Below are 15970 nucleotides of genomic sequence, written 5' to 3'. Positions count from 1 at the left end.
CCCCCGCGCCCCCCCCACGCGCCCCCATCCCGGGCCACCGCGCCCGGTCCCCACTACCCCACAACACCGCGCCGGCCCCGCAGCCCGCGCCCGCCCCGCCCCCCCGCGATTCCCAAGCCGCTCCGGGGAGGATCGGCGAGGAGAAGATCGGCGTCGTCGATATCACGCGCGGAAATAGCAGCGGTACGGGCACGCGCCCACGGGTAGGGCCGCAGATTTGCCCGGGCGTCCTCCACCGCAGTACGCGCACCTTCGAGGCTTTCCACCCGGCCGGTTTCCCCGACCGCGCGAGCCAGCGGCACGGTAAGCAAACCGGCACCCGCGTAGAGTTCGAGAATATGGTCGCCGGGCTCCGCGCCGGCAGCGCGGGTCACCAGATCGATAAGAATAGCTGGCGCCTCGCGATGCACCTGCCAAAAACCGGAGGCCCGCACCCGGTAGCGGTAGTTCTCCTCCCCCACGCGCACCTCTTCACGCACGAAGGGGGAGGATTCTGCACCGGTCGCATCGAAGGTGCGCCCGCCCAGGCTCACCGCGACCGGACTGGCCGAAGGCGCGAGGATACGCACCCGCTGCCCATCGCGCAGCGGGCCGAGGCTGCGGGCGAGTCGGGTGAGGTAGCTTCCGTCCCACAGCCCCAGCTCCGCGATCTCCTTGACGGCGAGGGGCATAGAAGTGATGGGCAGAACCTCGCGGCTGCCTTCGCGGAACATTCCGAAACGTCCCGAAGTCACGGTCACGTCAATGCGAGTACGGCTCGCCCAGCCGCCGCTAGCACGGTCGGATTCCAGAGCCGTGACCGCAGGAACGATCCCCTGCGTTTCCAGATGATCACTGAGAGCTTGGCCACCAATCCTACGGAGAGTTGAGCTCAGGACCCGGGTTTTCCACTCGTGCTGGTAGTCAAACACAACGTGTCCCAGGTCTGCACCACCCACTCCCCCGGGTCCGGCTTCCGGCCACGGATGGGCCTGCCGGTACGGCGACGGATCGCCGAGTACCTCAATCACATCCCCGCGGGCGAAGCGGGCGCGTTCCTCGGTAAGGGCAACCCGCACGCGTTCCCCGGGCAGCCCGAAGCGAGCCAGAATCGCTTTGCCCTCGGCACGCCCGATGGCAATACCGCCCTGGCCGATATCTTCCAGGGTGATATCGACGGTCGAATAATGAGCTTGAGCAGCAGGGGTGGTCACAGGTCTTCTCCCGAATGGATTTGGTAGGGAACTTGCACCAGCATGAGGCGCGAGTCATAGGACAGGTCAGCGAAAAGTGGGGGTACGGATCGGCGCAGGTACACCCGGTGCCACAGGGTCGTGGATACCACTTTCGGCGCGATAACCAGCACAATATCCTGCGGGTGAGTGTCGAGAAGGAACCGAATATAGTCCACGAGCGGCCCGCGCGCCCCGCTCGTGGGGCTGCCCAGCACGGTCAGGCCCACCGGCAATTGGGATTGGCTCCAGGCGGCGCGCAGCGCGGCGGTACGGCTTTCGCTCAGGTCCACGGTAAGCGCGGTCAAGGTAGAAGGCCGCAACGCACGTGCGTAGGTAACCGCCCGCAAAGTCGGCAAATTGAGTTCTTGAACCAACACCACCGCGTGGGTACGGACCGGAAGTCTCCGCCCCGCTCCCACATCCAAGGGTTTGAGGTGGGCGCTCATCTTTCCGCGCCCGCGCTGGGCGATGAGCATCCCCGCCGTAGGCACCGCCACCGCCGCTAGCGAGGTAAGGGTCCAGGCCGGCTGCATGGCCACCGTGACGAGGAGAACAGCGAATCCCGCCAGCGCGAAGAAAGCGAAACCCCAGCGCGAGGCATGCGCGGCCCGGCGTTCCTCCCGCCGCTCCGAGGTTTTAAGGATCTGCCCACCGCGCAGGGAGAGCGCCGCGCAATGCAGCGTAAAAATAAGGAAACATACAAAGACAAGGGCGACGACACCGGCGTGCGTCGTCGACAAAAATACCCCGAGAGCGCCAGCGAGAACCGCAACCAGCAGCACAACACCACTGCGGGCCCGGGAAGCTTCCGGGGCGGCGAGGCGAGCGGGCAGGGCGCCGTCGAATGCAAGTTCCCGCAACAGGCGCGGGAGACGTTCGTACACCACGAAAACGCAGACTAACCCGAGGAAGCCGAAGGCAATCGCGGTGACGATACGCCCGGTACTTCCCCAAAATGCCGTACCCATAACGATACTGGGTAGGCCCACCGGGACCGTGAGGATATCCAAGCGCATTTCCAGATAGAACGTGCCCGAAAGCACCACCGCGGCAACACCGGCAATGGTGCTCAGGGCGCGCGGCCCTAAGAAACGTTCGCGCCCGGTACCGATGCGCCCACCAACCAGAAGGACCACCGCGGCCAGGAAGCACATAATGACAAAAGTATTTCCGAGCGGGTGGATAGCTTGGGAACCGGGTAGTTCTTCGGCGCGGTTGGTGATGAGATCCGCGAGGGAGACAGTGCCGCGGGCCTCGCGCACCAGCCCGGTGATGAGCGTTGCAATAATCACCCCGCTGGCCGCGAGCACGGCGAGCAAGGCGCCCGCCAGCGGTAGACGCCAATGCAGCAGTGCGGGTAGGGCACAGACCACGACCAGCGGGATCTGAATGAGACGCCCGTCCACCGCCAACGGGGTGAGCGCATTCACCGCCATACCTACCAGGCCGGCGGCCAGGACCAGGAGCAGCGCGAAAGCCGCGAAACGTGCGGCAGCGGCAACCGTGCCAAAAGCCGGGGAAATATAGCGGGAGACCACCTGGTGCGCGGCTTTGCCGGGCAGGACGCGGGATGCTGCGATGGTGGCCGCCACCACGAGCGCAAGCACCGCGGCCCCCGCCAGCGCCATGGCGCCCACGAGGGTGGGGTTCGCGAACGGTGCCCCGCGTTGAATACTGCGTGGGAGCAAGACCACCGCCAGGCAGACGCAGGTAGCCGCGCCCACGTACTGGGACATCCCCAGGAACGATAATTTTCTCATCACTAGGATACGGTACCCGCTTTGCGGTAGCGTAATGTAGTGCACTTCGTAATTATGGGATGCGGGCGCGTGGGTGCCGCACTGGCGCTCTCGCTTTCCGCCATCGGCCATTCGGTGGCCATTATCGACCAGGATGCTGAAGCTTTCCGCAAGCTCCCCGAAGATTTCCCGGGGCAGCAGATCACCGGCGTCGGTTTTGATCGTGATGTTTTAGCGCGCGCAAATATCGACGACGCCGCCGGCTTCGCCGCCGTTTCCTCGGGCGATAACTCGAATATCATCGCCGCCCGGGTGGCGCGCGAAACTTTCGGACTCACCAATGTGGTGGCTCGTGTCTACGATCCCACTCGCGCGATTATCTACGAACGGCTCGGGATCGCCACGGTCGCCCCGGTGCGCTGGACGGCGGACCGGGTGCTGCGTGAACTCATTCCGCTGGGACCCCACCACGAATTCCGCGATCCCCTCGCCCGGATTTCCCTCATTGAAGTTGCAGTGGATCGGCGCTGGTTCGGGCGCACCGTCGCGGATGTGGAAGACGAAACCGGGGCGCGAGTCGCCTATATTATCCGTAGCCTGGCCGGGCTCCTCCCCCACAGTGACACCGTGATCCAGGACGGGGATACTCTCAAAGTGCTCGTGGCTTCCGAGGACGCCTCCGGCGTACAACATATGCTGCTCAAATCGGAAGGTGCGCAGTGAATATTCTCATTATTGGGGCTGGCGCCGTCGGGGTGTCGGTGGCCCGCGAACTTCTCAAATCCGAACATTCGATCTCTATCGTGGATAAAAAGCCCTCCGCTATGCGTATTTCGAGTGCTTCGGATGCGGATTGGCATCTGGCTGACGCCTGCGAAGTTCCCGCACTGCGCGAAGCGGGCGCGGCGGAGGCCGATATTATCGTGTGTGCCACCGGGGATGACAAGGTAAATCTGGTGGTGTCTTTGCTGGCAAAAACCGAGTTCGGCATCGCCCGCACCATTGCGCGTGTCAATAACCCGCGTAATGAATGGTTGTTCACCGATGCCTGGGGTGTGGATGTCACGGTCTCCACTCCGCGAATTATGGCCTCCCTGGTGGAGGATGCGGTCTCGGATGGCTCCCTCACTCAGGTCATGCGTTTCCATCGCAGCGGGGCGAGCCTGTGGCAGGTTTCGGTATCCGCCGATGCCCCGGTGGTGGGAAGCGCCATCAGCGATATTGAGCTGCCCTCCGGAGTCGCCATTAACGCCATTATTCGTGATGGTGTGCCACTGACCGCCGATGCCGATTTAATCGTGGATGTGGATGATCAGGTACTCCTCATTGATGGCGGGGACGATGTGGATATGTCCGCTCTCAAGAGCTATTTCCGGCCCCGCCCGGCCCCCGCTCAAGATGCGGAAGGAGAGGCCGCCGTAGATTCGGAAGGCTCCAGGTAGGTGCTGGCCGGGGGCAGGCCACGTACCAGTAGCCAGGTGGCCCAGAGGATAAGGCAGAAAAGCACCGGCCCGGCAATAATTTTGATAACGCCCAGCGCTGCGGTATTGCCGCTGATAAAGAAGGGCAGTTGTACGACGACGCGGCCGACGAACATGGCGAGCCACAGCCATGTAATGCGGGTATAGCGCCGGTAGGTGAGCCGAGCGGCCGGGTGGGTGGCGCTGCGCCACGAGGCAATATCCCCGCGCAGCATCCCGATAATATATCCCATGATGGGCCGGCGGATGAGAAGGGAAATAGTCACTCCTACCGCGTAAGCGGCATTGGTGAGGAAACCGGGAAGGAAATAGGTTTCCGCGCGTCCGGAGCGCCAGGCGAAAAAGGCCGAGATTCCAACCACAAAAAGCCCGCCGAGGGCCGGCATCACGTCGATCCGCTGCATGAGCCGCACCAGAATAGCCAGAACGGCCATGCCCAGAGGAACGAGGACCGCCAGGGGAATATTGCGGGTAACTAAATAAATAATGACAAAAACGAGGGCGGGAACATTAGCTTCAATGACACCGCGCACCCCACCTATCGCTTTCCAGGCATCGAATTCTTCCCCGAGAACCGCGCGCAGACCGCCGCCGGGTGTGGTGGTATCCATGTGGCCTCCCGGCTGTTCAGGGGTGCTCGCTAAAGCACGATATATTCCGGGTTATATGCTACCAGCACGCCCCTGCGCCGCAATGGCACTATCCGAGCGCGAATACGATCCCCAACTCGCACGCAGTCGATGGTGCGCCTCCCTTGGAAAATAAGGGTGAGGAGCCCCGCGGTGGTTTCCACAGCGATACGTACTTCCGGGGTATGGGCCCCATTCCCTCCGGGGGCGCCCGGGTACGTGATGGCGATAATATCCCCCGTCACCCACACCGGTGTAGCCATAGCTATCTAGTGGATCTCTTGGATTTCCGGGCCGCGCTTGGGGAGCTCGATGCCGGTATCAGGAGTTTCTGGTTCCGGCTCACCCTGCTGGGGAAGAGCGAGGGGAAGCAATTCGCGCGGCGGGATAGCTTGGGTGCCGCGCACAACCACCAGATCATCGAGGACGCGGTGGAGTACTTCGGTACCGCGTTCCGGATCTACCGCCCCGCGCCCGGTCACGGCTACCCGCAGCAGCCAGCGCGGGCCGTCAATACCGATAAAGCGCACCGGTACCCGACCGTTCTCCGCGGGCATCTGGGCCTGGATTTCGGGGCCGTATTCCCCTTCAGCTTCCTGGAAACGCCCACCCTGATTGGCGATGGAGGAAATCACTTCTACCCGGATATCCTCCCACAGGCTAGCGGATTTCGGTGCGGCGAATACCTGCAATTGCACCGCGGAATCCCCCATCACGTAGACCACGCCGAGCACGACCTGACGTTCGCGATCCACAGAGAATTGCATGGTGGCATCGGGCAAAATCGGTAGTCGCAGCGCACCGCCGTCAATAAGAGCGGGGTTCTCCGGGGCTTCGGATTCATCGTAGGGGCCGCGTTCCTTCGGGCCTGCAGCGGGAGCTTCAGCACCGGCAGTGGCCTCCACGCTACCTTCCGCCGCTCCGGAATTTTGCGCAGCGAGGTTCTGGCCGGTTTCTTCACGCTCTACCGGCTGCGATGCCGAGGTCGTGTTTTTCTTCCGCCATGAGAACCATGCCATAGCTTTATACTCCTCGTCCCGATTCCTTCATTTCCTCTAGTCTAATGAGGGAAGTCGCACCGTGTTGAGATGCACTGTGGTGAGATACCGCGGCCCGAGGGCCGCGGCGTCGTCGTACTTCCAGTTAGCCCGCGCAATCCACGCAGACGGGCAGTCCGTCTTCCACGTGATCCAATTGGGAGCGATGGTGAACCAGGAAGCACTGTGAGCAGGTGAATTCATCATCCTGAGCCGGAATCACATTGACGGATAGCTCGACATTGGACAGGTCCGCACCGGGGAGCTCAAAGCCCTCGGCCGCTTCGACCTCGTCCTCATCAACCGCGCCGGATTGCTGGTCCGAGCGCCGCCCGGCGAGCTGTTCGAAAGAATCCTCGCGGAGCTCCTCGTCTTGCTTACGCGGAGCATCGTAATCTGTTGCCATAAAGTCACTCTCCAAAAGTGCCGGGGTCCATGCGGTGGATTCCGCACGAACCGGCGTCCACCCGCGAGAAACGGATCTTTCCGCCCTCGCGTATGGTCCTGACGGGTGGTACTGCGCGCTTAGTGTAACAGCACGCGCGGCACATGGAAACACACCCGCGCCCAATACCTGCTTTTCGGGCCCGGAGGTGGCACCCTAAGAGTGGTACCAAGAGTAAGGGAAAAGATGAAAAAGCTGGAGCTGCTCGGCTTGCAACCCGACGGTCACAACCTCACGCTCAACGATGAGGAGGGCAATCGCTATCTGCTGCCCGTCACCGATGATCTGCGTGCTGCCCTGCGCAAGGATCCCCGTCCCAGCACTCCCGATGAGGAGATCACCCCGATGGGGCCGCGTGAAATCCAAGCTCTCGTGCGTGCCGGCCGCAGCGTGGACGATATTTCCGAGATGGCCGCGCTACCTCCCTCACGCATCTCCGCCCTGGCGTATCCCATTATTGCTGAACGTAACTACACCGCCGCGCAGGCCCGTAACTACACTCTCGGGCGCGACGTGGGCGGTTTCACAGTTGAAGAACTCGTCACATCCCGTCTCGTTGCCCGCGATGTGGATACCGCCTCGATCACCTGGGATGCGGTGCGTGAGGCTGGGCAACCCTGGGCGCTGATTGTGCGCTTCGTGTCCGCCGGGCGCGAGCACGAGGCCCGCTGGTTTATCGACACGGATCGCCATGCTCTTCAGGCCCGCAATGATGAGGCCTCGTGGCTGTCGGAAACTTCCCTCACGGCAGATGCGGGCCCGTGGCGCCCGGATCACACTCCCGCGGTGGTGGCAGGAACTGCGGATCCTGTTTTTTCCGGTACGACGCCGCCCGCGGCGGTTCCCGCCGCGGTACCGGCCTCCCCCGCTGCCCTCCCGAGCGCGGCGGATACTCCCCCGGCGCGCGCGTCTATTGATGAGGTGCTGGCCTCGCTTGATTCCCAGCGGGGTAAGTCACGCCCCATGCCGGATGCCGATCATGATATCGATCCCGATGAATGGGACGGGGCACACCGGGCTCCCGAAGATGAGGAGGAGCTGCGGGCTCCGGCCACCATCGTTTCCCTGCCCTCGCGCGAGGGGCAGCTACCCGGTCAGCGGGCGCTGCTGGAGCCCGAGGAACTCACCCAGACCCCGGTGCTCCGCCCGGCTTCCGTTTCAGATGAGAGCGGGGCCGCTGGCTCAGCCGCGGGCACGGTTTCTGGTGCGGGTGCTGCCTCCGATGCCGATGGCGGACCGTCCGATGCCTCAACTGAGGCGAGCGGTGCGGCTGGCGCTGCCTCGGCTAGCGTGCCGGCTGCCGAAAAAACCGCGCCGGCAAGTGCGCCAGAGAAAACAGCGCAGGCAGCTACCGATGCACGGCGCGGGCGCAAGCGCACCGATCGGCCGACCATGCCGTCCTGGGATGAGATTGTCTTCGGTAAAAAAGACTAGCTTGGGCGGGCGCCCGTGCTAGCGTGCTAGCACCACGTGTACCCGCGAGCGCGCGCACCGCTACGCATTCCGGCGCTACTTGAGCTCCAGGAGCAGGGGAATAAGCATCTCCGTGGGGGTAAGCGAACCGTGGACCCCGCGCATAAAGGTGGCCCCCGGCTGCATTTGCCCGGTGTGGACCACGCTCAGACGGCCACGCTGGAAAGCGAGCACATCCCCCATAGCTTCGCGTGCCTGCGCGGTGACCGGCCCGAACATGCCGGTCGCGATTGCTTCTTCTTTGGTGTACACCCAGGATCGGTCCCCGAGGTAGTCCCGCCAGCGCGCCGCCACTTTTTCCGGTTCCCGGGTGTAAAGATGCACCGCGCGTTCTTCCCCCGAATATAGGTCCACGCCTTCGCTCAGGGCCGGCGTGGTAGCTACATCGATGCGTTCACTCGGATCAACCATGCCGTGATCAGCGGTGAGGACCAGCAGAGTATCCGGGGGCAGCAGCCGGGTGAGCAGGCGGATACCGGCGTCCAAATCTTCGAGCGCCATGGTCCATTCCTCACTGGTGGCTCCCCAGCGGTGCCCGCGGTGATCAACTTCCCCCCAGTACAGGTAGGCGAAACGCCCACCCTCGCGCAGGAAGCGAGCGGCTAGGTGGACCCGGTCATCGAGGGCCGGCCCCCCGATCGCGGTAAAGCCGCGCCAAGCGGCCCAGGTTAGCCCCGAGCCGATATGGTCCGGATCCTGGATGGCACCCAGCTGCGTGGCCGTGCCGGGGCGGGCGGCTTCCAGGCGCTGCGCCCAGGTGGGCACCGGCTGCCATTCTTCCGGGTCGAGCCCGCTATCCTCCCAGCTAATCAGGGAGAAATTACGGCCGGTACGCGGGGAACGCAGGGAGTAGGACAGCATCGATGTGCGCCCGGGAAGCGCCCCGGTACCCAGGGTGGTGAGGGCGGCGGCGGTGGTGGACGGTGCCGTGGAAGTGAGTGGTTCGCGCGCGGTCAAGGCACGCAGGGTGGGTGCGTGGCCGATGCGCGCCGCCAGGTTTTCCGCCCCCAGGCCGTCCACGAGGACGAGGCAGACCCGGCTGGCCGGCGGCAAGTCCAGCACGCTCGCCCGGCCCGCTGTGGGGCCATCCACCCGTTCCGTTTCAGCCGCCGGGTTTTCCGGTTCGGGCAGCACCCCGCAGGCGGCTAAACATTCACCCAAGACGGCACGCAGGGAGCGCGCCCCGGGCAACACAGGAAGCTCAGTCATGCCTCTCAGTCTACTTTCCGCCCCGACACTCCTGTGCCGCCGCCCCGCGCGCGGCCAAAAAGCGGGATAATTGAGCAATGCCCAAGAATACGAGCCCCGCGGAACATATCGTCGATATTAACGTGTCGGAGGAGATGCGCACCTCCTTCCTCGAGTATTCCTACTCGGTGATTTACGCGCGTGCTCTGCCCGATGCTCGTGACGGTCTCAAGCCGGTGCAGCGCCGTATTCTCTTCCAGATGGGGCAGATGGGCCTGCGCCCCGACCGCGCGCACGTGAAATCTTCGCGTGTGGTGGGTGACGTGATGGGACGCCTCCACCCCCACGGTGATACCGCTATTTATGATGCGATGGTGCGCCTCGCCCAGCCTTTCACCATGCGGCTACCGCTGGTGGACGGTCACGGTAATTTCGGTTCGCTCGACGACGGGCCAGCTGCCTCGCGCTATACCGAGGCACGCCTAGCTGCCCCGGCCATGGCAATGATTTCCTCGCTCGACGAGGACGTTGTCGATATGGTCCCCAATTATGACAACACGCTCCAACAGCCCGAGGTGCTCCCGGCCGCGATCCCGAATTTGTTGGTCAATGGTTCTTCCGGCATCGCGGTGGGGATGGCCACGAATATTCCGCCGCATAATCTTATTGAGGTTATTAACGGGGCGAAGCACCTGCTGCGCCACCCGGATGCGAGCCTCGAGGATATTATGCGTTTTATCCCCGGCCCGGACCTGCCCGAAGGCGGCAAAATTATTGGCCTGGATGGTATCCGGGAAGCGTACGAAAGCGGGCGCGGTATTTTCCGTACCCGGGCGACGGCGCGTATCGAAAAAATCAGCGCCCGTAAGCGCGGCATTGTTATTACGGAGCTGCCCTATCTTGTGGGTCCGGAAAAGATCATTGACAAGCTCAAGGACGCCGTTAACGCCAAGAAAATCCAGGGTGTCTCCGGGGTTCAAAACCTGACCGACCGACACCACGGCATGCGGCTCGTCGTCGAAGTAAAAAATGGGTTCCACCCCGAAGCGGTACTCGCCCAGCTGTACCAGCACACTCCGCTCGAGGATTCTTTCGGGATTAATAATGTGGCTTTGGTTGATGGACAGCCGCAAACCCTGGGACTGCTGGAGCTGCTGCGGGTGTGGATTGAGCACCGTATCACGGTGACGCGCCGGCGTAGTGAGCACCGTTTACGGGCCGCGCAATCTGATCTGCACCTGGTGGAGGGCCTACTTATTGCCGTCCTCAATATTGATGAGGTGATCGCGGTTATTCGTTCTTCGGATGATACCGCGGCGGCCCGCGAGCGGCTCATGGCGGTTTTTGATCTGTCCGAGGCTCAGGCTGATTATATTTTGGAGCTGCGGCTGCGCCGCCTCACGAAGTACTCCCAAATTGAGCTGGAAGGGCGTCGCGAGGAGTTGGAGCGCACCATCGCGGAGCTGGAAGAAATCTTGGGGTCGCCCGAGCGTTTACGTGAGGTAGTGGCCACTGAGATGACGGAGGTGGCCCAGCAATTCGGGACTCCGCGGCGCACCGTGCTGCTGGAATCGGACGGAGTGGCCAGCGCCGCGGCACCGCAAGCTCTCCCCCTGGAGATCTCCGATGATCCGACCTGGGTGCTGCTCTCGGGAACGGGGCTGGTGGCGCGCACCGCAAGCGGCGATGCTCCCGAGCGCGGCGGCCCGCGCCGGGCCCACGATGCGATTATTTCGCGGGTTGCTGCCACGGCCCGCGGGCATATCGGCGTGTTGACGAGCCACGGGCGCATGATCGACCTGGATGTACTTACCGTCCCCGCACTTCCGGATACCGCGGGGGCTCCCTCGCTGGCCGGTGGCACCCCTGTAGTGGATCTGATTTCTCTAGATTCCGGGGAGCGTGTCATCGGGCTGGCCCCGCTTACCGCCGCCGAGGGTGATCCGGTGCTCACCTTGGCCACCGCGCACGGGCGGATTAAGCGGGTGAACGGCGTGTACCCGAATAAGGAGAGCTGGGAAGTTATTACCCTGGCGGAAGGCGATAGCGTGGTGGGCTGCGCGCTGGCCCGCGATACCGACCAGGTGGTTCTTATCACGAGCGATGCGCAGTTATTGCGCTTTGAGGCATCATTGGTGCGCCCGCAGGGCCGGGCCGGTCAGGGTATTGCCGGGATTCGCTGCGCGGAAGATGCCCAGGTCATTGCCCTCGGGGTGGTGCCCGGTGATGATCTTGCCGGTTCCCTGGTGGTCACGATTGCCTCGAATGCACAGGCCCTCCCGGGTACCGAACCGGGTAGTGCCAAGGTCACGCCCCTGGATCGTTTCCCGGCAAAAGGCCGGGGTACGGGCGGGGTGCGCGCCCAGCGTTTCCTGCGGGGGGAAAATGTTGTGGCACTGGCCGCTATCGGCCCGGAGCCACTGCGCGCCATCACGGCCTCCGGCCAGCCGGTTCAGCTACCCGAGGTTGAAGAGAAGCGGGATGCTTCGGGCAGTGCCCTGACGGTCCCGGTTGCCGCTATCGGAAGCTAGCCACGCGGCGCGAGCGGCCGCCTTGGCGCACGTGCTTTCGCACGCAGCTAGGCACCGCGCGCCGCCGCGGAACGCGGCTCCTTACGAGCGCGCCGGCAGATCCGGAAGCGGGTGGTGCACTACCCGGGTGCGTTCGGTGACTTCGAAGCCGAAGCTTTCATACAGGCTCAGGCGCGCCGCACTGTCGGGGGTCAGGCAGGTGCCGTCCGGCTCGTAGTGCACGGTGAGATCCAACGTGGTGGCATCCATGCCGCTCTCCGCCTGGGCGGCAATACTGGCAGCCAGCAGGCGGGCATTGACCCCGTCCGGGCTTTCCGCCCGCACCGCGAGCTCATCAACATAGCCCTCACAGAATCCCAGGCCGGGCCAGTCCTGCTCATAGGCTGCGGTCATAATGCACCCGAGTACCCGGGGGCGATCCCCGCGGGTATCAACCGCCAGGAAACTCCATTCCCGGCGCATAAAAGCGCATTCAATACGCCACTGCTCCCGGGTGTAAATCGGGTAATTCAATTTATCTGCGTAAAAAGAATTGTGGGCAAGAAGCGCGGCGTCGTCCCAATCGGGTGTGAGAGGAACTAACTCCACCCCATTGTTCTCAGCATGCGCGGAAGGCGGCAGAGGCAGCGGCCCACGCGTGAGCGGCCGGCGCATTTGCAGATAGGAGAGCCGGTCGGTGAAGCCAGCAGCCGCCAGGGCCCTCCCCCGTTCCGGATCCCAACTTTCCACATTCGCCACGGCCACGGGGTGCAGGGTTCCGGCCGCCAGGGCCGGAGCCCGGCGCAATTGTTCGGCGAGCACCCCGCGAGCTGCCTGTTCGCGCAGCTCCGGGCTCAGCCCGGGGTGCACGCTGGCCGAGAGGGTAACCGTGGGATGCGCGGTGCGGGCATCGTACAGGCGCACGATACCGAAAGCAAGAAGGCGCCGGACCGGTACTGCGTCGTCGTACCACCCAAAAACACTATGCGGAACCGAGGGCTCAAACATGAGATCGATTTCTTCGCGTGAGGTGCGGAAGCTGGAGTTCACGGTGCTTTGGTGAGTATCCAGCAGCGTGAAAATCGCGCGGCCATCCGCCGCTGTGAGATCGCTCCACCGTATCGCGCCGTTACCCATGAGCCCTCCTTTACGGGTATGACTCTCAAGTGTAGCGAAGCGCGGGCCCGGAATCTTAGGCATCGATCTTGTCGTAGGAGATATCGTCGGCGCCCTCGACAATAAATTCGCGCCGCGGGGCCACCTCGTTACCCATCAATACTTCAAAAACGGACTCGGCTTCCCGCAGCGCAGCTTCGTCCTCGATGCGGATACGCCGCAGGGTGCGGTGGGCCGGATCCATGGTTGTTTCAGCGAGCTGGTGCGCGTCCATCTCCCCCAGGCCCTTGTAACGCTGGATGGGTTCCTTATAGCTTTTCCCGGCGCGTTCGAGCTTCTTGAGTTCCCGATGCAATTCTTCTTCGGAATAGGTATAAATATACGAGCCCTTTTTCCCGCCACGCCCGGCCACCTCGATGCGGTGCAGTGGCGGCACCGCCGCGAAAACCCGCCCGGCTTCCACGAGGGGACGCATATAGCGGAAGAAAAGCGTGAGCAGCAGGGTGCGGATATGGGCGCCGTCCACGTCCGCATCCGTCATCATAATAATTTTCCCGTACCGCGCTGCCGCGAGGTCAAAAGTGCGCCCGGAACCGGCCCCGACCACCTGAATAATGGAAGAAACTTCCTGGTTGCGCAGAATATCGGCCGGCGAGGCACGCTGGACGTTGAGGATTTTCCCACGGATGGGTAGCAGGGCCTGGAACTCCGAGGAACGCGCCAACTTCGCGGTGCCCAGCGCCGAATCTCCCTCGACGATAAAAAGTTCGGTGTGCTCAATATCATCGCTGCGGCAATCGGCGAGCTTGGCGGGCAGAGTGGAATTTTCGAGCGCGTTTTTGCGCCGCGAGATTTCCTTGTGGACGCGCGCGGCCACCCGCGCCCGCATTTCCGCCACGATTTTTTCGAGGAGCCTGGAGGTTTCGGTTTTTTGGTCGCGTTTCGTGGACGCCAGGATACTGTGGAGTTGTGCGGCGACGACGCGCGCCACAATGGGGCGCACTGCCGCAGTCCCCAGGATCTCCTTCGTTTGTCCCTCGAATTGGGGTTCGGCTAACCGGACCGTGACAACCGCGGTCATCCCGGCCAAAATATCGTCTTTCTCGATTTTGGCATCTTTGGCGGTGAGCTTGAGGCGCCGCGAATTGGTGTCGATCAGGGCCCGCAGGGTTTTCACCACGCCCTGTTCGAAGCCGCTCTGGTGCGCACCTCCCCCGGGCGTGCGAATAATGTTCACAAAGGATTCGGTGGTGGTGTCATATCCGGTCCCCCACCGCAGGGCCACATCCACTTCGCAGGTGCGTTCAACTTCCTGGGCGCGCAAATGCCCGCTTTCCGGGTCGAGGACCTGCACGTTTTCGGTGAAGGTTTCGCTGCCCGTGAGGTGCATGGTAGCGGTGAGGGCCGGATCGGTGGACAGGTAGTCCGCAAAATCGACGACGCCGCCCTCGTAGTGGAACACTTCCTCGTGGGGGCCGTTCTCCCCCGGAGTGCCCGCCAGGCCGCGTTCATCGCGAATGGTGATGGTCAGGCCGGGCACCAGGAACGCGGATTGGCGTACCCGTTCGGTGAGCAGGTCATAGGAGAATTCTGCTTCGGCCAGGAAAATCTGGGGGTCAGCCCAGTAGCGCACGGATGTTCCGGTGTTTTTCTTCGCTACTTTTCCGACTATATCGAGTTCGCTGCCGTGGGTGAAAGCTTCGAAAGGTGCTTCCGGGGAGGGCTGGGCGTCGTCCTGGAAACGCCCGGGTTCCCCGCGCTTGAATTGCATTTGGTAGATCTTGCCGCCGCGCCGGACTTTCACGTCCATGCGGGCGGAGAGGGCATTGACCACCGAGGCACCTACGCCGTGGAGGCCGCCCGAGGCGGAATAGGATCCGCCTCCGAATTTCCCGCCGGCATGCAGGCGGGTATACACAACTTCCACTCCGGAAAGCCCCACTCCGGGGACGGTATCCACGGGGACACCGCGGCCGTCGTCGGTTACCTCAACCGAACCGTCGGCGTACAGGGTGACGGTGATATGGGTAGCGAATCCTTCCAGCGCTTCGTCGATGCCGTTGTCGATGATTTCCCAGAGGCAGTGCATGAGTCCGCGTGAATCCGTGGAGCCGATGTACATGCCGGGGCGTTTGCGGACGGCTTCCAGGCCTTCGAGAACTTGGAGATGACGAGCTGAGTATTCTTCGGAAGTTGACACACCGGTAGTTTACGCGAACGGTTGTTCGCGAGCCGCCGCGGCGCGCGTGTGCGCGTTATGTGTTGTCTATGAGCGTTACTGCGCCTCCTCATCGATGATGAATTCGGGCAGGCTGCGGGTGAGTGAGATGGTCCGCATCGATACTGTCACTAATTTGCCCACAAGTTTCGCGATGTAGGCCGGGTCGCCAATCTCCCAGCAATAGTCATTCGGGTCGTTAACGATGCCAGTCTTTTTATCAGTTGTGAACTGGTAGCGGTCAATCATCCATTCCAGGGGGCTACGCCCGCCGATCTTATAGGTATTGGCTTCTTCCGGGATACCGGTGATCTTGAGGTAATCGTTGTAGATCAGGCAGGTCATGTCCTTGCTGCCTCCGTGGCCCTTACCCCACGCAAGTTTCGTGACACGGTATTTGTTCCAGTCATCAATCGTGGGACTCATGCCCTCTACTTCCTGGATGCTGGGGTATGCCTCCAGGTTTTCGTAATTGACGTGCAGTTCAGCAAGCTCGCGGCCGATATTGCTGTAGGACCAGAAATCCGTGACTTTGGGGATACGAGGCAGCATCTTCTTGAGATCAGCCGCATAGCGTTCCCGGTAATCCTCATGATGGAGGAGTGCGTAGACGTAGAAGAAGATATCCTCCTTCTCGATCTTCTCATCCTTGTAATGCTCGCGATAGGCATTGAGTGTGCCATCTGTGATGTTGTCGCGGCGGCGGTAGTCCCCAATCCGCTGCGGTACTTGCTCGGAAATGGGCCGTGAGAAATCGAAAGATCCGGAGAATTCTTCCGGAGTTCCGGCACTTTCCAGCATCTCAAGAAGGGTTGCGTCCGTTAGTGTGGTGTATCTGTATCCCGCGGTGATCCTCGTGTCGGCATGCACAAAGGCGACCATCGCGGGTACCTTTCGAATCAACTCTTACCTATCCTCGA

14 protein-coding genes are annotated in these 15970 nt (G+C 62.7%); 4 read left to right on the top strand and 10 right to left on the bottom strand.

Annotated elements, in window-relative coordinates; all coding sequences use genetic code 11:
* Positions 1-53: 53 nt before the first annotated feature.
* Positions 54-1193 carry a class I SAM-dependent RNA methyltransferase gene (locus tag PWJ82_RS08755; protein WP_274736256.1) on the bottom strand — a complete coding sequence of 380 codons (1140 nt, stop codon included), beginning with the start codon at positions 1191-1193 and terminating at the stop codon, positions 54-56.
* Positions 1190-2974: a hypothetical protein gene (locus PWJ82_RS08750; protein ID WP_274736255.1), complete on the bottom strand. Its 1785-nt coding sequence runs from the start codon at positions 2972-2974 to the stop codon at positions 1190-1192. Before PWJ82_RS08750 ends, PWJ82_RS08755 begins: the two co-directional genes overlap by 4 nt.
* A gap of 54 nt (positions 2975-3028) precedes the next feature.
* On the opposite strand from PWJ82_RS08750, the gene PWJ82_RS08745 reads away from it, so the two are divergent.
* Together PWJ82_RS08745 and PWJ82_RS08740 are read left to right on the top strand one after the other, a co-directional pair.
* Positions 3029-3676, top strand: coding sequence for a potassium channel family protein (locus tag PWJ82_RS08745; RefSeq protein ID WP_016442653.1), 648 nt, complete (start codon positions 3029-3031; stop codon positions 3674-3676).
* Positions 3673-4395, top strand: coding sequence for a potassium channel family protein (locus PWJ82_RS08740; protein WP_016442652.1), 723 nt, complete (start codon positions 3673-3675; stop codon positions 4393-4395). The genes PWJ82_RS08745 and PWJ82_RS08740 overlap by 4 nt, the downstream gene beginning before the upstream one ends.
* Here PWJ82_RS08740 and PWJ82_RS08735 read toward each other — a convergent pair.
* The 4 genes from PWJ82_RS08735 to PWJ82_RS08720 form a co-directional block, all read right to left on the bottom strand.
* Positions 4347-5045: a DUF3159 domain-containing protein gene (locus PWJ82_RS08735; RefSeq protein WP_274736253.1), complete on the bottom strand. Its 699-nt coding sequence runs from the start codon at positions 5043-5045 to the stop codon at positions 4347-4349. The genes PWJ82_RS08740 and PWJ82_RS08735 overlap by 49 nt on opposite strands.
* A 29-nt stretch (positions 5046-5074) precedes the next feature.
* Positions 5075-5326 (bottom strand): hypothetical protein, encoded by a 252-nt coding sequence (locus PWJ82_RS08730; protein ID WP_016442650.1) that lies wholly within the window; start codon positions 5324-5326, stop codon positions 5075-5077.
* Between the two features lie 6 nt (positions 5327-5332).
* A complete protein-coding gene (locus PWJ82_RS08725) occupies positions 5333-6082 on the bottom strand; it encodes a DUF3710 domain-containing protein (protein ID WP_274736251.1) in 750 nt (249 codons plus the stop codon).
* A gap of 124 nt (positions 6083-6206) precedes the next feature.
* On the bottom strand, positions 6207-6506 hold the full coding sequence (locus tag PWJ82_RS08720) for a DUF4193 domain-containing protein (protein ID WP_016442648.1): 300 nt from the start codon (positions 6504-6506) through the stop codon (positions 6207-6209).
* A 225-nt stretch (positions 6507-6731) separates the two neighbouring features.
* On the opposite strand from PWJ82_RS08720, the gene sepH reads away from it, so the two are divergent.
* Positions 6732-7979: a septation protein SepH gene (gene sepH, locus PWJ82_RS08715; RefSeq protein WP_274736250.1), complete on the top strand. Its 1248-nt coding sequence runs from the start codon at positions 6732-6734 to the stop codon at positions 7977-7979.
* Between the two features lie 75 nt (positions 7980-8054).
* Here sepH and PWJ82_RS08710 read toward each other — a convergent pair whose 3' ends face one another.
* Positions 8055-9227 (bottom strand): alkaline phosphatase family protein, encoded by a 1173-nt coding sequence (locus tag PWJ82_RS08710; RefSeq protein WP_274736248.1) that lies wholly within the window; start codon positions 9225-9227, stop codon positions 8055-8057.
* A 77-nt stretch (positions 9228-9304) separates the two neighbouring features.
* On the opposite strand from PWJ82_RS08710, the gene PWJ82_RS08705 reads away from it, so the two are divergent.
* Positions 9305-11737, top strand: coding sequence for a DNA gyrase/topoisomerase IV subunit A (locus tag PWJ82_RS08705; protein WP_274736246.1), 2433 nt, complete (start codon positions 9305-9307; stop codon positions 11735-11737).
* 81 nt (positions 11738-11818) lie between these two features.
* Here the strand turns inward: PWJ82_RS08705 and PWJ82_RS08700 are convergent, their stop codons facing one another.
* The 3 genes from PWJ82_RS08700 to PWJ82_RS08690 form a co-directional block, all read right to left on the bottom strand.
* The gene (locus PWJ82_RS08700) at positions 11819-12853 is read right to left on the bottom strand and encodes a hypothetical protein (protein WP_016442644.1); all 1035 of its coding nucleotides are present in this window, start codon (positions 12851-12853) and stop codon (positions 11819-11821) included.
* Between the two features lie 55 nt (positions 12854-12908).
* Positions 12909-15032: a DNA gyrase/topoisomerase IV subunit B gene (locus PWJ82_RS08695; RefSeq protein ID WP_274736244.1), complete on the bottom strand. Its 2124-nt coding sequence runs from the start codon at positions 15030-15032 to the stop codon at positions 12909-12911.
* 75 nt (positions 15033-15107) lie between these two features.
* Positions 15108-15932 (bottom strand): type ISP restriction/modification enzyme, encoded by an 825-nt coding sequence (locus PWJ82_RS08690; RefSeq protein WP_274736242.1) that lies wholly within the window; start codon positions 15930-15932, stop codon positions 15108-15110.
* Between the last annotated feature and the right edge of the window lie 38 nt (positions 15933-15970).

It is taken from the genome of Actinotignum schaalii, from assembly GCF_028864145.1.
GTDB lineage: Bacteria > Actinomycetota > Actinomycetes > Actinomycetales > Actinomycetaceae > Actinotignum > Actinotignum schaalii_B.
The sequence above is the reverse complement of the archived record's forward strand: the minus strand, read 5'-3'. Positions and strand labels throughout refer to the sequence as shown.

What these genes read in the sequence shown, in the direction of transcription:
- PWJ82_RS08750 (WP_274736255.1), bottom strand. Translation starts at nt 2,974, where the DNA reads ATGAGAAAATTATCGTTCCTGGGGATGTCCCAGTACGTGGGCGCGGCT.
- PWJ82_RS08745 (WP_016442653.1), top strand. Translation starts at nt 3,029, where the DNA reads ATGGGATGCGGGCGCGTGGGTGCCGCACTGGCGCTCTCGCTTTCCGCC.
- PWJ82_RS08735 (WP_274736253.1), bottom strand. Translation starts at nt 5,045, where the DNA reads ATGGATACCACCACACCCGGCGGCGGTCTGCGCGCGGTTCTCGGGGAA.
- PWJ82_RS08730 (WP_016442650.1), bottom strand. Translation starts at nt 5,326, where the DNA reads ATGGCTACACCGGTGTGGGTGACGGGGGATATTATCGCCATCACGTAC.
- PWJ82_RS08725 (WP_274736251.1), bottom strand. Translation starts at nt 6,082, where the DNA reads ATGGCATGGTTCTCATGGCGGAAGAAAAACACGACCTCGGCATCGCAG.
- PWJ82_RS08720 (WP_016442648.1), bottom strand. Translation starts at nt 6,506, where the DNA reads ATGGCAACAGATTACGATGCTCCGCGTAAGCAAGACGAGGAGCTCCGC.
- sepH (WP_274736250.1), top strand. Translation starts at nt 6,732, where the DNA reads ATGAAAAAGCTGGAGCTGCTCGGCTTGCAACCCGACGGTCACAACCTC.
- PWJ82_RS08710 (WP_274736248.1), bottom strand. Translation starts at nt 9,227, where the DNA reads ATGACTGAGCTTCCTGTGTTGCCCGGGGCGCGCTCCCTGCGTGCCGTC.
- PWJ82_RS08705 (WP_274736246.1), top strand. Translation starts at nt 9,305, where the DNA reads ATGCCCAAGAATACGAGCCCCGCGGAACATATCGTCGATATTAACGTG.
- PWJ82_RS08700 (WP_016442644.1), bottom strand. Translation starts at nt 12,853, where the DNA reads ATGGGTAACGGCGCGATACGGTGGAGCGATCTCACAGCGGCGGATGGC.
- PWJ82_RS08690 (WP_274736242.1), bottom strand. Translation starts at nt 15,932, where the DNA reads ATGGTCGCCTTTGTGCATGCCGACACGAGGATCACCGCGGGATACAGA.